The organism is Ruthenibacterium sp. (assembly GCF_017421385.1).
In the GTDB taxonomy this organism is placed as follows: Bacteria; Bacillota; Clostridia; order Oscillospirales; family Ruminococcaceae; genus Ruthenibacterium; species Ruthenibacterium lactatiformans.
Window position 1 is genome coordinate 24,000 of sequence record NZ_JAFOIN010000074.1, and the last position, 15,351, is coordinate 39,350.

The 15,351-nt window shown below is 60.6% G+C and carries 13 protein-coding genes and 1 riboswitch; of the genes, 4 read left to right on the top strand and 9 right to left on the bottom strand.

What is annotated here, in order from left to right; genetic code table 11:
* The first annotated feature begins 2 nt into the window (after positions 1 to 2).
* From IIY41_RS08020 to IIY41_RS08030, 3 genes are all read left to right on the top strand, one after another.
* Entirely contained in the window at positions 3 to 716 is a 714-nt protein-coding gene (locus IIY41_RS08020) for a nuclease-related domain-containing protein (protein ID WP_055080041.1), read from the top strand.
* Between the two features lie 158 nt (positions 717 to 874).
* A complete protein-coding gene (locus tag IIY41_RS08025; RefSeq protein WP_009321904.1) occupies positions 875 to 1,360 on the top strand; it encodes an RNA polymerase sigma factor in 486 nt (161 codons plus the stop codon).
* 2 nt (positions 1,361 to 1,362) lie between these two features.
* On the top strand, positions 1,363 to 2,133 hold the full coding sequence (locus tag IIY41_RS08030) for a hypothetical protein (RefSeq protein WP_055080040.1): 771 nt from the start codon (positions 1,363 to 1,365) through the stop codon (positions 2,131 to 2,133).
* A gap of 71 nt (positions 2,134 to 2,204) precedes the next feature.
* On the opposite strand, the gene gpmI is transcribed toward IIY41_RS08030, so the two are convergent.
* The 7 genes from gpmI to IIY41_RS08065 all read right to left on the bottom strand — a co-directional run bounded on the left by gpmI (position 2,205) and on the right by IIY41_RS08065 (position 10,867).
* A complete protein-coding gene (gene gpmI, locus IIY41_RS08035; protein ID WP_287400302.1) occupies positions 2,205 to 3,725 on the bottom strand; it encodes a 2,3-bisphosphoglycerate-independent phosphoglycerate mutase in 1,521 nt (506 codons plus the stop codon).
* An 82-nt stretch (positions 3,726 to 3,807) separates the two neighbouring features.
* A complete protein-coding gene (gene tpiA, locus IIY41_RS08040) occupies positions 3,808 to 4,575 on the bottom strand; it encodes a triose-phosphate isomerase (protein WP_009321908.1) in 768 nt (255 codons plus the stop codon).
* A 94-nt stretch (positions 4,576 to 4,669) separates the two neighbouring features.
* Positions 4,670 to 5,890: a phosphoglycerate kinase gene (locus IIY41_RS08045; protein WP_009321910.1), complete on the bottom strand. Its 1,221-nt coding sequence runs from the start codon at positions 5,888 to 5,890 to the stop codon at positions 4,670 to 4,672.
* Positions 5,891 to 6,106: 216 nt separating this feature from the next.
* Positions 6,107 to 7,465, bottom strand: coding sequence for an NCS2 family permease (locus IIY41_RS08050; protein ID WP_009321911.1), 1,359 nt, complete (start codon positions 7,463 to 7,465; stop codon positions 6,107 to 6,109).
* 105 nt (positions 7,466 to 7,570) lie between these two features.
* A riboswitch (purine riboswitch) is annotated at positions 7,571 to 7,674 on the bottom strand.
* A gap of 161 nt (positions 7,675 to 7,835) precedes the next feature.
* On the bottom strand, positions 7,836 to 9,323 hold the full coding sequence (locus IIY41_RS08055; protein ID WP_333559546.1) for a flotillin domain-containing protein: 1,488 nt from the start codon (positions 9,321 to 9,323) through the stop codon (positions 7,836 to 7,838).
* 142 nt (positions 9,324 to 9,465) lie between these two features.
* Positions 9,466 to 10,356 (bottom strand): SPFH domain-containing protein, encoded by an 891-nt coding sequence (locus IIY41_RS08060; RefSeq protein ID WP_009321913.1) that lies wholly within the window; start codon positions 10,354 to 10,356, stop codon positions 9,466 to 9,468.
* A 64-nt stretch (positions 10,357 to 10,420) separates the two neighbouring features.
* On the bottom strand, positions 10,421 to 10,867 hold the full coding sequence (locus IIY41_RS08065; RefSeq protein ID WP_009321914.1) for an NfeD family protein: 447 nt from the start codon (positions 10,865 to 10,867) through the stop codon (positions 10,421 to 10,423).
* 555 nt (positions 10,868 to 11,422) lie between these two features.
* On the opposite strand from IIY41_RS08065, the gene IIY41_RS08070 reads away from it, so the two are divergent.
* Complete coding sequence (locus tag IIY41_RS08070; protein WP_117460792.1) at positions 11,423 to 12,910, top strand: zinc ribbon domain-containing protein; 1,488 nt, start codon at positions 11,423 to 11,425, stop codon at positions 12,908 to 12,910.
* A gap of 92 nt (positions 12,911 to 13,002) precedes the next feature.
* On the opposite strand, the gene IIY41_RS08075 is transcribed toward IIY41_RS08070, so the two are convergent.
* Together IIY41_RS08075 and IIY41_RS08080 are read right to left on the bottom strand one after the other, a co-directional pair.
* Positions 13,003 to 14,820, bottom strand: a complete 1,818-nt coding sequence (locus IIY41_RS08075; protein ID WP_055080037.1) for a glycoside hydrolase family 13 protein — start codon at positions 14,818 to 14,820, stop codon at positions 13,003 to 13,005.
* A 92-nt stretch (positions 14,821 to 14,912) separates the two neighbouring features.
* A partial coding sequence (locus tag IIY41_RS08080) for a glycogen/starch/alpha-glucan phosphorylase (protein WP_287400308.1) occupies positions 14,913 to 15,351 on the bottom strand: 439 nt, incomplete at its 5' end.

Consider the following 15,351-nt stretch of genomic DNA (forward strand, 5'->3'; position numbering starts at 1 on the left):
GAATGGCGGTCCTGCATAAAAAACGCAACGCGAATACAAAAAAACGCGCCCGGCTGATGCTGGGCATGGCAGCCTGTGTGTTTGCGCCCACGGCGCTGGCTGTGTGGTATCTGACAGCTCTGCTGGCAAAGCGGCAGCCTCCTGCCGCGCTGGCCTATGGAGCGCTGGCTGCGGCCGCGGCGGGCGCACTGTGTTTCCGTGTGTTGTACACCCGCAGCGCAGTCCTGAAAAGCGGTATCGACGGCGAGCGGCAGGCCGCGGCTGCGCTGCGCGCGCTGCCGTACGCCTACCATGTGTTGGTGAACCCGGTGTTCCGCGTGCGGGGCAAGGTGATGGAGCTGGATGCGGTGGTCGTGGGCAAAAACGGCGTGTTTATCGTAGAGACAAAAAACCACGCCGGCGTCATCACAGGTAAGACGGACGCGGAGTGGTGGTCGCAGGTCAAGCGCCGAGGCGCAAAAACAATGAAAAATCCACTGCTGCAGGCAGAACGCCAGCACAAGCTGATGGAGCAGCTTCTTGCCGATGCAAAGCAGGCGTGCCCTGTGCACAGCTTTGTATATTTTGCCAACAAGAATGCGCGGGTGGGCGTGCGCGACGCGCGCATCTATACCGATGAGACCTCGTTGCGCCGCGCCATTCAGAGCGCGCCGGAGCCGGGGCGCCCGGTGGACGCGGCACGGCTGGCTGCCCTGCTGGAGCAGGCCTGCGAATAGTATTTTTTGCGCGTTTCCGTATCTTGGTCGCCCCGCGGCTCATTTTGAGCCGCGGGGCTTTTTGGTGGAAAAACAAAGGTGACAACACGCCCGATGCAAAAATTTTGTCAGGTTTGGCCCGGCCGATGTGTCTTATAGATGGAAAGGGGGAACGCGGGGTGCAGAACACGGAACAAAACGCCGTGCTGCTGCGGCTGGCGCGGGAATACGGCGACAGCGTGGTGCGCATGTGCTGCGTGTATCTCAAAGATTATCATTTGGCCCAGGACGTGGCGCAGGAGACTTTTTTGCAGGCCGCACGCAAATACGGTGCGCTGGCGCGGACAGATTCGGAAAAGGCGTGGCTTATGCGCATCGCTGTGAACCGCTGTAAAAACGAGCTGCGCACCCAGTGGTTCCGCCGGGCGCAGGAGCTGCCGGAGCCGTCCGGGGCGGACCCGTACCCGGAGGCGGATACACATATGGCGCTGATCCGGGCCATCGGGCGGCTGCCGCAAAAATACCGTGCCGCCGTGCTGCTGTATTATTATCAGGACATGACCGCCGCCGAGACGGCCGCGGCGCTTGGCATACGCGAGGACGCTGTGTATCAGCGGCTCCGGCGCGCGCGGCAGCAGTTGAAAAAAGAATTGGAGGAGCAGTGAAGATGGAAAAGATCAGACAGGCGATCGACACAAGGCTGGCCGGACAGCATCTTCCGGAAACGGTATACGATGCGCTTTGCGCCCGGCCTGCCCGCCGGAGCCGCGTGCGCCGGGCAGCAGCCCTGCTGGCGGCTGTATGCGTGCTGGGCGGCGCAACAGCGCTGGCAGCGGCCCGACTGTTCGGCATGAACGTCAATGGACGGGAGCTGCCGCCGCTGGAGCCCATGACCATGGTGGAAACTGCGGATACAGGCGGCCCGGCGGACGGTACGGAGCAGCAGGCGGAGGGACTGGACGCGCTTTCCCGGGCTTTGGGCGTGCCGTTTCTCTGGGCGGAGGGCGCCCGGGAAAATCCGTATACGCGCGTGAGCTATCAAAATTTCGGAGGGGAATACCAGATCGTAAAGGCAAAGGCGTACCTGGTGGGCGACTTGAGGGACCTTGTCTGGCAGGACGAATACGACTACTACTCCTGGACGGCGGGCACGGTGTACCAGACGCCTGTGGACCTGACGCTGGAATGGGTCTCAGATGAGGCGCAGCAGCCCTTTGACACGGATTATCTGGGCTATTATGCTTATGCGGACACGTTCACTTCCGCCGGGGGCCATACGGTGAACCTGCTGGTGGATACGGCGCCAGGCACGGCCGGAAGCGGCCTGAAGCCGGAGTGTGCAGCGGTATTCGTGGCAGACGGCGTACGGTATACGTTATCCGGCCATGTGACGCAGCAGACAATGCGCGCCATCGTGGATTCCATGTCTTATGCATGACAGAAGAAATACCGTGTGAAGCGAGAAAGCCCCGCGTCCGGACGGACACGGGGCTTTTTGTACGGCACAGCTTATTCGAGGATGCTTTTGCCCGTCATCTCTTCGGGCTGGGGCAGGCCCATGATCTTGAGCATCGTGGGGGCGATGTCCGCCAGAACGCCGCCTTCGCGCAGCTTTGCATTTTCCACGCCTGCAACCAGGAAAGGCACGGGATTCGTGGTGTGTGCGGTGAAGGGGTGCTCGGGGTCTGGATCGTACATTTTGTCGGCGTTGCCGTGGTCTGCCGTCAGCAGCACCGCGCCGCCCTTGGCCAAAACCGCGCCGATCACTTTGCCCGCACAGGCGTCCACAGCCTCCACGGCCTTGACGGCTGCTTCGAACACGCCGGTATGGCCCACCATATCGCAGTTTGCAAAGTTCAGGATGATGACGTCGTATTGGTCGCTTTCGATACGCTTGACGCATTCGTCAGCCACCAGATATGCGCTCATCTCGGGCTGCAGGTCGTAGGTGGCCACCTTGGGGCTGGGAATCAGCGCGCGGTCCTCACCTTCAAACGGGGCCTCCACGCCGTCGTTGAAGAAGAATGTCACATGGGCATATTTTTCCGTCTCAGCAATGCGCAGCTGCGTTTTGCCGTTTTTGGCCAGATATTCGCCCATAACGTTGTTCAGGCTCTGCGGATGGAACGCGACTTCCACATTGGGCATCGTGGCGTCATACTGGGTGAAGCACACATAGTACAGAGGGAAACGGCCGTTCCGGCGCTCGAAGCCTGCAAATGCATCATCTACAAAGGTGCGGGTGATCTCCCGCGCGCGGTCCGGGCGGAAATTGAAGAACACCACGCTGTCCCCGGCGGATACGCGGCCGCCTTCACAGGTCACGGCGGGCACGACGAATTCGTCCGTCACGCCGTCCGCATAGCTTTTTTTCATCACTTCTTCCGGTGTGCCGTGCACGCCTTCGCCGTATACCATGGCGGCGTAGGCCTTTTCCACACGGTCCCAGCGGTTGTCGCGGTCCATGGCGTAATAGCGGCCCGTGACGGTGGCGATCTTGCCCACGCCGATCTCGGCCATTTTGGCTTCCAGCTCTTCAATGAACCCCTTGCCGGAATCGGGCGGCACATCGCGGCCGTCCATAATGGCATGGACGTAAACATCCTTTACGCCGCCGCGCTTTGCCAGCTCCAACAGCGCATACAGATGCTCGTTGTGGCTGTGGACACCGCCGTTGGAGAGCAGGCCGATGAGATGCAGTGCCTTACCGTCCGCCGCAGCGTTCTTTACTGCGCCCAGCAGGGCCGGATTTTCAAAAAAGCCGCCGTCCTGGATGTCTTTGGTGATGCGGGTGAGCTCCTGATACACGATACGGCCTGCGCCGATGTTCGTGTGGCCCACCTCGCTGTTGCCCATCTGGCCGTCTGGTAAACCGACGTTCATACCGGAAGCGCCAATGGTGGTGTAAGGATACTGCGCGAACAGCTTATCCAGGTTGGGCGTCCTGGCGGCAAGGATGGCGTTGCCGTAGGTTTGGTCGGGCACCCAGCCGAAGCCGTCCAGAATGCAGAGAAGCAGAGGTTTTTTCATAGATGGTTCCTTTCTGAAAAAAGAAATTGAATGGGGATGCGCCGCGCGGGCAGCGCTGTTTTGCAAAAAGAGCAGCGGAAAATTATTTGCCTGCCGCGGCAACAATGGCGGCAAAGTCCGCAGGCTTCAGGGAGGCGCCTCCGATGAGGCCGCCGTCCACATCAGGCTTGCTCAGCAGCTCGTCGGCGTTGGCGGCGTTCATGCTGCCGCCGTACTGGATGGTCGTGGCCTCGGCCACTGCCTCGCCGTACAGCTCACCCACCACCTTGCGGATGGCCGCGCAGACTTCCTGCGCCTGGTCCGCCGTGGCGGTGCGCCCCGTGCCGATGGCCCACACCGGCTCGTAAGCGATGATGACGCGGGCCATTTCTTCAGCGGAAACGCCGCCCAGCGCGATCTTCGTCTGCATGCGCACAAGCTCCTCGGTCACGCCCTGCTCACGCTGGGCCAGGCTCTCGCCCACACACACGATCACCGTCAGGCCCGCGGCCAAAGCGGCTTTGGTACGCTTGTTGACGGTCTCGTCCGTTTCGGCAAAGTACTGGCGGCGCTCAGAGTGACCGGTGATGACATATTTCACGCCAAGATCCACCAGCATATCCGCGGATATCTCGCCCGTGAACGCGCCGGATTTTTCAAAATGCACGTTTTCTGCGCCCACACCGATGTTGGTGCCGGCGCATTTTTCCACGGCCGTGCAGAGGCTGGTGAACGGCGTGCAGATGACAACGTCGCAGCCCGCTCCCTGTACGGCGGGAACGAGCGCGTCGATGAGAGACGCGGCCTCGGTGGCGGTCTTATTCATTTTCCAGTTGCCGGCAATGACGGCTTTGCGTTTTGCTTTGTTCATCGTATATTCTCCGTTCTGAAAGATATTGCCCGGCGTCCCGCCGGAGAAAAACCGCAGGGGCAGGCGGGATTCCCGCCGCCCCTGCAAAAGAGTCTTATGCGCCCGCGATGCAGGCGATGCCGGGCAGCTCTTTGCCCTCCAGGTATTCCAGGCTGGCGCCGCCGCCCGTGGAGATGTGCGTCATCTTGTCGGCATAGCCCAGCTGCATCACGGCAGCCGCGCTGTCACCGCCGCCGATGACCGTGGTGGCGTCTGTTTCAGCCAGGGCTTTCGCTACCGCCTTGGTGCCGGCGGCCAGAACCGGGTTCTCGAACACGCCCATGGGGCCGTTCCACACAACGGTCTTGGCGCTCTTCACCGCGCCGGCAAACAGCTCCATCGTTTTGGGGCCGATGTCAAGGCCCATCATGTCGGCCGGGATCTTGTCCGAATCCACCACTTCGACGGCAATCTCCGCGTCGATGGGGTCGGGGAAGGCGGAAGCCACGGTGGTGTCTACCGGCAGCAGCAGGGAAACGCCCTTTTCCTCGGCCTTCTTCAGCATATCCTTGCAGTAATCCACCTTCTCCAGGTCCACAAGAGATTTGCCGACTTCGCAGCCCTTGGCGGCCAGGAACGTATAAGCCATGCCGCCGCCGATGATCAGCGTGTCCACCTTGTTCAGCAGGTTTTCAATGACGTTCAGCTTATCGGCGACTTTCGCGCCGCCCAGGATGGCCACGAACGGGCGCACAGGGTCGTTGACGGCGTTGCCCAGGTAACGGATCTCTTTCTCCATCAGGTAGCCCACAGCGGTGTCCTTGATGTAGTCGGTAACGCCGGCGGTGGAGCAGTGGGCGCGGTGTGCGGAGCCAAAAGCGTCATTTACATAGGCGCCGTCCGTACCCACCAGATCGGCCAGGTCTTTGGAGAACTCGGGCAGATTTTTGGTTTCTTCCTTGCGGAAACGGGTGTTCTGCAGCAGCACAACATCGCCGTCCTGCATTGCGGCAACGGCGGCTTTGGCATTTTCGCCCGCCACATTGTCGTCATTGGCAAACACGACGGGCTTGCCAAGCAGTTCGGAGAGGCGCACGGCGACGGGCGCGAGACTGAATTTTTCCTCGGGACCGTTCTTGGGCTTACCCAGATGGCTGCACAGAATGACCCGGCCACCGTTCTCGATCAGCTTTTTAATGGTGGGCAGAGCGGCCACGATGCGGTTGTCATTGGTGATGACGCCGTCCTTCATGGGGACGTTGAAATCGCAGCGGACCAGAACGTTTCTGCCCTTTACCTCAATATCTTCAACTGTCTTTTTGCCAAGAGTGCTCATATGCGTAACTCTCCCTTTCCTGCGGCTTTTTGATTGTCTTTCGGTCTTGCGCGGGCAATATGCCGCGTCTTTTCTTATTATAGTATTTTCCCGGCTTTTTCGCAAGCATTCGGCTGATATTTAATTAACAAATCGGCGCGTGCAAACTGCATGCAAACGGGCTGTAATGCACAAAAAACGCCCCGGCGCAAAGCCGGGGCGAAAAGTGCCTGAATTTTAGAAGCAGAGCGTGACGATGCGCAGCACGAACAGCGCGAACACGACCCACATCACGGGGTGGATGTCCTTGACCTTGCCGCGGAAGATCTTCAGGAACATCCATGTCAGGATGCCGAACATGATGCCGTTGGCGATGGAATAGGTGAACGGCATCATGATGATGGCCACAAAAGCGCCCAGCACGTCGGCCATATCGCCCTCGAACTTCACCTTCAGCACGCTGGACATCATGAACAGGCCCACGATGATGAGCGCCGGAGCAGTGGCGAAGCTGGGGATGGCGCCGAACACGGGCCACAGGAACAGCGAGAGGATGAACATCGCGGCCGTGGTGAGAGAGGTGAGGCCCGTGCGGCCGCCCTCGGCCACGCCGGCGGAGCTTTCCACATAGCTGGTGACGGTGGAGGTGCCCAGGCAGGCGCCCGCCACGGTGCCGATGGCGTCGGCCATCAAAGCGCGGCCCACGCGGGGCAGCTTGCCGTCCTTATCCAGCATGTTGCCCTTTGCGGCAACGCCGATGAGCGTGCCCACGGTGTCGAACAGGTCAACGAACAGGAACGCGAACACGATAACTGCAAATTCAACGGTGTTGTTCAGCATGAAGCTGAAGTCGAATTTGAACGCGGTGTCGCCCAGCGCCGCAAAGTTGGGCAGGAACGAGCCGGAGGGCAGCAGCGAATACACGCCGGCCTCGGGGTTCACCGCATACCAGCCCGTGAACTGCGCAATGATGCCCAGCCCCCACGTGATGAGGATGCCCCAGAGAATGGCGCCCTTGACATTGAAGTACAGCATCAGGCCGATGATGATCACGCCGATGAGCGCGAGCGCGACCTGCGGCTGGGCGATGTCGCCCAGAGCCACCTTCGTGGAGGCGTCCGCCGCGGCGATGCCGGCGTTCTGCAGGCCGATGAACGTGATGAACAGGCCGATGCCCGTGGTGATGCCGTATTTCAGGTTCTCGGGGATGCAGTTGACCAGCGTCTCACGGAACTTGAACGCGGAAAGAATGATGAAGATAATGCCTTCCACCAGGATGGCGGTGAGGGCGATCTGCCAGGGATTGGCTTGGTCCGCCAGCTCGCCCAGGCAGATGGTGTAGGCAAAATAGGCGTTCAGGCCCATGCCGGAAGCCAGCGCGATGGGATAGTTGGCCAGAAGGGCCATCACGATGGTGGCCACCGCCGCCGCAAGGGCAGTCGCCATAAAGACGCCCTGGCTGTTCATGCCCGCGTCGCCCAGCATGCTGGGGTTCACGGCCAGGATGTACGCCATCGCAAGGAACGTGGTGATACCAGCCATGACTTCGGTCTTCACGTTGGTACCGTTTTCTTTCAGATGAAAGAGCTTTTCCATGATATTCCTCCTCGGTAATTTTAAGCTGAAACAGGGACGTCCCCGTTCGCAACAAAAGAAAAAGGCGGGCAAACGAGCCCGCCATAAAACAGCAAAGGCCGCAGAGCTGCGGCGTGCTGTTTCAATAGTCGGGACGGTTTACGGCTTGCCCGGTAGAGACTGCCGGCCCATATCGCCGGCGTTATATTGAAACATGTTAACAAACTGTGAAGAATACGTTTTTATTCTACCGAAATACCGTGACAATTACAATGTGCATTTTTGCCGATTTTTCGATGTTTTTATCCGTGTGTTTGGGCGAAAGGGCACAAGCGGAGCCGAAAAACAGAAGTCCCCGCGCCGGATAGGCGCGGGGAAAGAGCGGAGCGCGTTATTCGGCCGGTGTGCCGGCGTTCTGCTTCGGGGCGCGGGGAGGCTTGGGCGGTGCGGCGGGCGCGGGCTGGGCGGCATCCGCGAGCTTGCCGCCCAAAAAGCCGGAAAGCACGCTCTGCAGGTCCACGCCGGTGCTCTCTTTCAGGCCGTCCGTCACCTGGGTAACGGTCTGCATGATGTCCCGTGTCAGCTTGGCGCTGTTGCCGTCGCCGTACATGGTGATTTTATCCACTTTCGTCAGCGGCTCGGCGGCGTTTTTCACCACGTCGGGCAGGGCGTTGAAATACATCTCCAGCACGGCGGCCTTGCCCATCTTCGTCATGGCTTCGGCTTTTTTCTCAATGCCCTCGGCCTCCGCCACAGCTTTGGCTCGGATGGCCTCCGCCTCAGCCAGCCCCTTGGCGCGGATGCCCTCAGCTTCCTGGGCACGGGCGAATTTTTCAGCCTCGGCCTGTACCTTCATAGCCTCGGCCTGCTGTTCCTGCTCGTATTTTTTGGCCTCCGCCTCGCGCTGGCGCTCGTACAGCTCGGCGTCTGCCTTCTGCTGGCGGGCAAAGCGCTCGGCTTCGGCCTTTTTCCGTACCTGGGCATCCAGGGACTGCTCCATGACCTCGGCTTCCTTCTGCTTGAGCAGGATCTCCTTCTCCTGCTTGGCGATGTTGGCTTCAGCCGTGGTGATCTCAATGGATTTGCGCTGCTGCTCCTCCTGGATGCGGTACGCCGCGTCGGCCTCGGCCTTTTTGGTGTCGGTGGCCTTCTGCAGCTCGGCCTGCCGGATGGCAAGCTCCGTCTTTTTCTCCGCGATCTCCTGTGCGGCGGCGACCTCGGCGTCGTTGGCTTCCTTCTGGGCGATGGCGCGTGCCTTGGCGATCTCTTTCTCACTCACGGCGCGGGAAATGGCCGCGTTTTTCTGGATCTTGACGATATTGTCCACACCCAGGTTCTCGATGACGGCGCTGTCGTCCACGAAGTTCTGTACGTTGAAGCTGACGATGTCAAGGCCCATGGCGGCCAGGTCCGGCTCGGCGTTTTCTTTCACCAGGTTGGCGAATTTCTGGCGGTCGGAAACCATCTCCTGCAGCTCCATTTTGCCCACGATCTCGCGCATGTTGCCCTCCAGAACCTCACGGGCCACGCTGGCAATGTAGTCTACCTTGCGGTTCAGAAAGTTCTGTGCCGCGAGGTTCAGCAGGTCGGGCGTATCGCTGATCTTCACATTGACGGCGGCGTCCACCTTGATGTTGATGTAATCCGCCGTAGGCACGGCGCTGGATGTTTTGACGTCGATGGGGATGAGTTGCAGGCTCAGCTCGTCCTTTTTTTCAAAAAACGGTATTTTGACGCCCGCCTTGCCGATGAGGACCTTCGGCGTTTTGCGCAGGCCCGAGATGATGTAAGCGGTGTCCGGGGACGCTTTTACGTAGCCCGTGACGAAGACCAGCACGATGAACAGTACGGCAACGGCCGCAATGATCCATACGATCACAGCAAAAAACCTCCTCTTTTGGTGCATTGGATGAAAGTGAAAACCGGTTCCGGGTACAAAAAGGGCGCGGTGCGTGCACTTTTCCGCGCGCACACCGCGCCGCCCCGTGATCCGGGCTTACGATGCTTTGGTCCCCGGCGCGTTATTTCGCGTCGGTCACGGTCTCCTTGGCCGCAGCCAGCAGGCCGGTCAGGTTCTGGATCTCGCTGGGAATGATGAGCTTCGTGGCCTTGCCGTCGGCAACCTTCTGCAGGGCTTCCAGGCTCTTGATGGCCAGCACCTTGTCGGTGGGGGCCGCGTCGTTCAGCAGGCGGATGGAATCGGCCAGGGCCTTCTGAACGGTCATCAGCGCCTGTGCTTCACCTTCGGCCTCGCGGATGCGCTGCTCGCGCACGGCGTCGGCACGCAGGATAGCGCTTTCTTTTTCGCCTTCGGCCACAAGGATGGCGCTCTTCTTTTCGCCCTCGGCGCGCAGGATGCTCTCACGGCGCTGGCGTTCCGCCTTCATCTGCTTTTCCATGGCGTCCTGAATCTCTGCCGGCGGGATGATGTTTTTCACTTCGACGCGGTTCACCTTGATGCCCCATTTGTCGGTGGCTTCGTCCAAAATGGCCGTGATCTTGGTGTTGATGGTGTCACGGCTGGTGAGGGTGTGGTCCAGCTCCATGTCGCCGATGATGTTGCGCAGCGTGGTGGCGGACAGGTTCTCAATGGCGGAGAGCGGGCGCTCCACGCCGTAGGTAAACAGCTTCGGGTCGGTGATCTGGAAGAACACCACGGTGTCGATCTGCATGGTCACGTTATCGCGGGTGATCACAGGCTGGGGCTTAAAGTCCACGACCTGCTCCTTGAGGGAGACTTTTTTGGCGATGCGCGTGACAAACGGCGTTTTGAAATGGAAGCCTGCCTCCCATGTGGTATAGTACACGCCCAGGCGCTCTACAACATAGGAATAAGCCTGGGGAACGATGGCGATGTTCGCGATGAGGATCACGAGCGCCAGCACAATTAGAATCAGAAACAGAATCAGCATGATAGTCCTCCTTTAAATTGGGTGTTTTATACGTTCCGTCAAGACGGAAACAGAATACAGGGGGTCATACCGCCGCAGTGGCGGTGTCGGGGCGCACGGTCAGCGTTGCGCCGTCCACGCTCAGCACCACGCACAGGGAGCCCGCGGGAATGGTTTGTTCGCTGCGGGCGTTCCAGTCCACGCCGTCCAGCCGTACACGGCCCGTAACGTCGGGCGTGACCTCAACGAGAACCTGTGCCTTGCGGCCGACGTTGATGTCCGCGTTGGTGGGCACACGGCGCGCGGTCATGCGCTTTTTCACCAGCGGGCGCGTCGCGGCCAGGGCCACGGCGCTTACCACCGCAAACACCGCGAACTGCACCAGCCACGAGGAAGTGAACCCCGAGACGATGAGCGCAGCCACCGCCCCGGCGGCAAACCAGATGCTGACAAGGCTCACCGTCAGCGCCTCCACGACGACGAACGCGATGAGCAGTATCAGCCAGACCAGGGAAGAAATTGTAAATGCCATAATGTGTTTACCTGCCTTTCTGCCGCGTCCGTGTAACGCAGCCGTGGTTGCCGCCGCGCCGCGCACCGTGTACGGGCGTACGCTGCGGCCGGGTGTCCGGTCGACCTTCGCCGCAGAAGCCAAGCCGGGCTTTTGGCTGTGCCGTTTGGGTTTCTGCTTGCTCTTATTGTACCATATTCGTCAAAGGATTGACAAAGCCCAAAAAAAGCCGGTTTCGCCCGGTTTTGGCCTTGGGGGGCGTTTTTTTCAAAGCTACTGCCCCAATCAAACCCGGGGAACGCCGGGCGAGGCCGGGCCGCGCCGCCCGAAAACCGGCCTGCCAGGCGCTTTTATACCTATTTATATAGGCCGCCGGGGGCCCGGCAGGCATGCGGAATGCTTTCAACGGTTCTCGCGCAGGCGCTCCCGCGCGCCGCAGCAACCGGCGGCTTGCGGCGGTGCACGGCGTAGTATATAATATCTTGTAGAATTATACGGCGTTTGGGCGAGAAAACTTTCAAAAACAGGAAATCTGTGAACAAAGGGCACCGCGGCCCGGCGCACGGGAGGCATAAAATGGAATGCAGATATTGCGGACAAAGGCTGAAGGACGGGTACGAATACTGCCCAAACTGCGGTGGGCGCGTGGAGCCGCCGGAGCAGCAGGCGCGGCCGGTGCAGCCCGCATATGCGCCGCAGGGCGCATACAGCGCGCCTGTACAGAGGTATTCCCCGCAGGAAGCGGAGGGCTGTGCCTACGGCATGCCCCAACCCGGCGCCGGGCTGGGGCGGATCGTTTCGCCCTATTATGCACGGGAATTTGCAGACATCGCTGCGGGCGGAAGAGGCCGCTTCAATGCGGCGGCATTCTTTCTGGGGCCGTTCCATCAGCTTTACCGCGGCTGTTACAAACGGTTTGCACGCACATATCTGCCCTATTGGCTGGCGCTGCTGGCCGTGCTGGGCGTGAGCCTTTCCTTTTTTGGAAAGCTGTGTGTGGAGCTGGCCGGCTACGGCGGCCGGGCCGCAGAGCCGACGCAGGCGTTTTTCGTGTGGATCGCCGCGATCCTGCTGCTGTCCCTGGGCGTGAGCGTCTGGGGCATTGCACTGAGCATTTACAACGGCGTGACCTTTAACCGCCGGTATTTTGAGCAGCAGCACGGTGATCCGGCCGTTCCGGCGCATACGGGCGCAGTCGTCGGCGGAGCGGCAGCCTGGGTGGGCGTTTATATCATCGCCGTTGTGGCGCTGGTCGCAGCGCTGCTTCCCGCCGCCATGCAGGATGCGCAGCAGCATCAGGCACCGGGCACGCTGCCTTATGCACAGAGCGTGCCGCAGGCGCTGCCGGATGACAACGCCACCTACGGCACGGAGCATTACGGAGCGGCGGTATCGGATGCGCTGGAAGCGCACTGGGGCGAGGGCAGCGACCAGGCTTTGCTCAACGGCTATATCCCCGCACAGGCCGCGGGCGGCACGCTGGAAGAACGGCTGCGCGGTTCACACCTGTTTTACAGCGACGCCCGCACACTGGACGAGCTGTTTGCGGCGGCCGAGGATGTACAATGGTACACGGATTACGAGCCGGACGCCGACGGCACCGAATACGCCGACGCCTCATGGATCATGGGTGATACAGTGCTGGTGTGCGTGTTTGCAGTGTCGGACACATACACGTGGGTCGTGGATTTTTATTCGTACCGGAACGGCGAGGACCCGACAGCGGATGGCTGTTATACCTTCTGGGACGAGGAGCGCAGTGCGCTGTTACTGGAGCTGTACGGTGAAAACGCTCCGGAAGAGCCGTCGCTGGCGCGGCAGATGCGCGGCGCGTGGGTAGATGGCGCAGGCGGGGCCGTTCTGCTGGATGAATCTTTTTTTGACGGAACCGATTATACGCTGGGCACGATGATGGACGGAGGCGTACAATGCTGGGTGCAGGACGACGGCTCCTACATCGTGTTTGTGCTGGACGAGACAGGCAACGCGCTCACCGCGCGCTGGTACGACGGCTCCGGCACGCTGCGCGCCGAGCAGTCCTTTACCCGGGGCACGCCGGGCTGAGGATGAACGGAGCAGGGCAAATGCAAAAACCGCGTCAGGTTTTCCCTAACGCGGTTTTTGCATATTATGAGGCCGGATGTATTGTAAAAAGCTCATTCCGGATCGGTCACAACGGCAAAGCTGCAGGGCTGCACTTCGACGGTACGTCCCAGAAGCACGGTGCGCACCTGCTGTTCGGTCCGGTTGATGCACACGGCAGCCACGGCGGCTTCGGCGCGGCGCTCGTAGCACAGCACGCCGCCCTGTGCCTGGGTGACGGCCAGCGTTCCGTCGGCAAAAGCGGGGCAGCTTTTGCGCAGGGCGGCAAGGTTTTGCAGCACGGGGCGGATGCGCGTTTCCCGGCTTTCCCAATCGAAAAAGGCACGGTTGAACGGGTCCTTGTAGCCCTGCATGCCGATCTCGTCGCCATAGTAGATGCTGGGGATGCCCGGCAGCGTAAAGATCATCGCATAGGCCAGCGTCATCAGGCGGCGGCCGTTTTCATACTGCTCGGGCGTCAGGCGGCGCGCGCTCTGCCAGTATCGGTCACGGCCCTCGCAGCTCTCGCCCGCGATGGCGGTAATGGCGCGCACGGTATCGTGGGTGGACATGAAGTTCATCAGCACATGCAGTGCCGGGGCGGGGTAGTGCTCGCAGATACGCATGATGTCGTGGGCGGCTGTGCGGGCGTCGCCGCCTTTCACAAAAGCCAGCGTAGCGTCCTTGAACGGATAATTCATTACCGCATCCAGGCCTTTGCCCAGCAGGTAGGTGCGGCGGCGGCCGTAGCTCCACTTGTTGGTGGCGTCCTCCCACACTTCGCCCAGCAGATATTTTTCGCTGCCGTGACGCTTGACGGCGCGGCGGATCTCCTCAATAAAATCATCGGGCAGCTCGTCGGCCACATCCAGGCGAAAGCCGGAAGCCCCCAGGCCGAGCCAATAGTCGATGACGCCGCCCTCCCCGCAGATGAACTCACGGTAGGAGCGGTCCTCTTCATTCACCTCGGGCAGCGTTTCAAAGCCCCACCAGCAGCGGTAGCCGTGGGGATAGTTCGGTGAAAAATCGTACCAGCGGCGGTACGGGCTGCCCGGTCCCTGCCATGCGCCGAAGGAGGCGTAGCGGCCCTCGCGGTTGAAGTAGACGGAATCCGAACCGGTGTGGCTGAACACGCCGTCCAGCACGACGTCGATGCCGCGGGCTTTGGCGGCGCGGCACAGCTCTGCAAAATCCTCGTTGGTCCCCAGAACCGGGTCCACCTTGCGGTAGTCCGCGGTGTTGTAACGGTGGTTGGCGTGGGCTTCGAAGATGGGGTTGAGGTAGATGCATGTCACACCAAGGCTGGCGAGGTACGTCAGCTTTTTGCGGATGCCAGGCAGGTCTCCGCCGTAATAGTCCATGTTCAAATAGCCCTCATGCTGTTCGTTTGGCCAGAAATAGGGTTCACTGCGCTTGTCCGGGCGGTAGATGCGGTCGGCATAGGGCATGGTAGCATGAGGGCTGCTTTCAAAGAAGCGGTCCGGGAAGATCTGGTAAATGACGCCGCCGCGCAGATGGCTTGGAGTCTGAAAATCCTTTTCGTATACCGTCAGCTGCCAGGCCTCGCCGTCGCCTGTTGTAACATATGCCTCGCCAAGCTGCCCGGCGTATAGTTTGCGGTAGCCGGTGTAAAGGTCAAAATAATAGAAATAGAGCCCTGGCTCCTGCGGCTGTATCGTAGTGGAGAACACGTCCATACCGTTGCGGAAGTATTGTTTTTGGAGCGGGAACAGGGACGGCTGTTCGCCGTCCCTGTTGAAAAGCAGATAGGGTGTGGTGCAGCCGAACTCCACGGGAACCGTCAGCGTAAAGGCAACGGTCTCTCCGGCGCGGACCGCACCGAAAGGGGTCTTGTAAAAAGTGTCCTGGCTGTTGAAAATGGTCACGGGCATTCCGATTGCTCCCATGCAGTTTTATTTGGCGGACGCTGGTCGCGTCCGCAGACATCCGGGCGGAAACGCACGGACGGATGCGGCGGGCGGATCTATTTGATGGGCTTTACGTGCCAGATATCGCGGGCGTAATCGTTCACCGCCCGGTCGGCTGAAAAAATGCCTGCGTTGGCAATGTTCATCAGGCTCATGCGGTTCCACACGCCGCGGTCTCGGTACAGCCCGCTCAGGTCGTTCTGGGCGCGGCGGTAATCGGCAAAATCGGCCATCACCATATATGGGTCGCTGGTGCGCAGGTTGTTCACGATCTCATGGAAGCTCTCGCCGCCCCAGCCGCGCTCCAGAAATGCCAGTACTTCGGCGGCCTCGGGACAATTGTTGATGAAGCCGGAGGGGTGGTAGCCGAAGCGCTTCAGGTCGTTCACCTCGGGCGTCAGCATGCCGAAGATGATCTCGTTTTCCCTGCCGGCGGCCTCTGCGATCTCTACATTCGCGCCGTCCAGCGTGCCCAGCGTTACCGCGCCGTTCAGC

What these genes read in the sequence shown, in the direction of transcription:
- IIY41_RS08020 (WP_055080041.1), top strand. Translation starts at nt 3, where the DNA reads ATGGCGGTCCTGCATAAAAAACGCAACGCGAATACAAAAAAACGCGCC.
- IIY41_RS08030 (WP_055080040.1), top strand. Translation starts at nt 1,363, where the DNA reads ATGGAAAAGATCAGACAGGCGATCGACACAAGGCTGGCCGGACAGCAT.
- gpmI (WP_287400302.1), bottom strand. Translation starts at nt 3,725, where the DNA reads ATGAAAAAACCTCTGCTTCTCTGCATTCTGGACGGCTTCGGCTGGGTG.
- tpiA (WP_009321908.1), bottom strand. Translation starts at nt 4,575, where the DNA reads ATGAACAAAGCAAAACGCAAAGCCGTCATTGCCGGCAACTGGAAAATG.
- IIY41_RS08045 (WP_009321910.1), bottom strand. Translation starts at nt 5,890, where the DNA reads ATGAGCACTCTTGGCAAAAAGACAGTTGAAGATATTGAGGTAAAGGGC.
- IIY41_RS08050 (WP_009321911.1), bottom strand. Translation starts at nt 7,465, where the DNA reads ATGGAAAAGCTCTTTCATCTGAAAGAAAACGGTACCAACGTGAAGACC.
- IIY41_RS08060 (WP_009321913.1), bottom strand. Translation starts at nt 10,356, where the DNA reads ATGCTGATTCTGTTTCTGATTCTAATTGTGCTGGCGCTCGTGATCCTC.
- IIY41_RS08065 (WP_009321914.1), bottom strand. Translation starts at nt 10,867, where the DNA reads ATGGCATTTACAATTTCTTCCCTGGTCTGGCTGATACTGCTCATCGCG.
- IIY41_RS08070 (WP_117460792.1), top strand. Translation starts at nt 11,423, where the DNA reads ATGGAATGCAGATATTGCGGACAAAGGCTGAAGGACGGGTACGAATAC.
- IIY41_RS08075 (WP_055080037.1), bottom strand. Translation starts at nt 14,820, where the DNA reads ATGCCCGTGACCATTTTCAACAGCCAGGACACTTTTTACAAGACCCCT.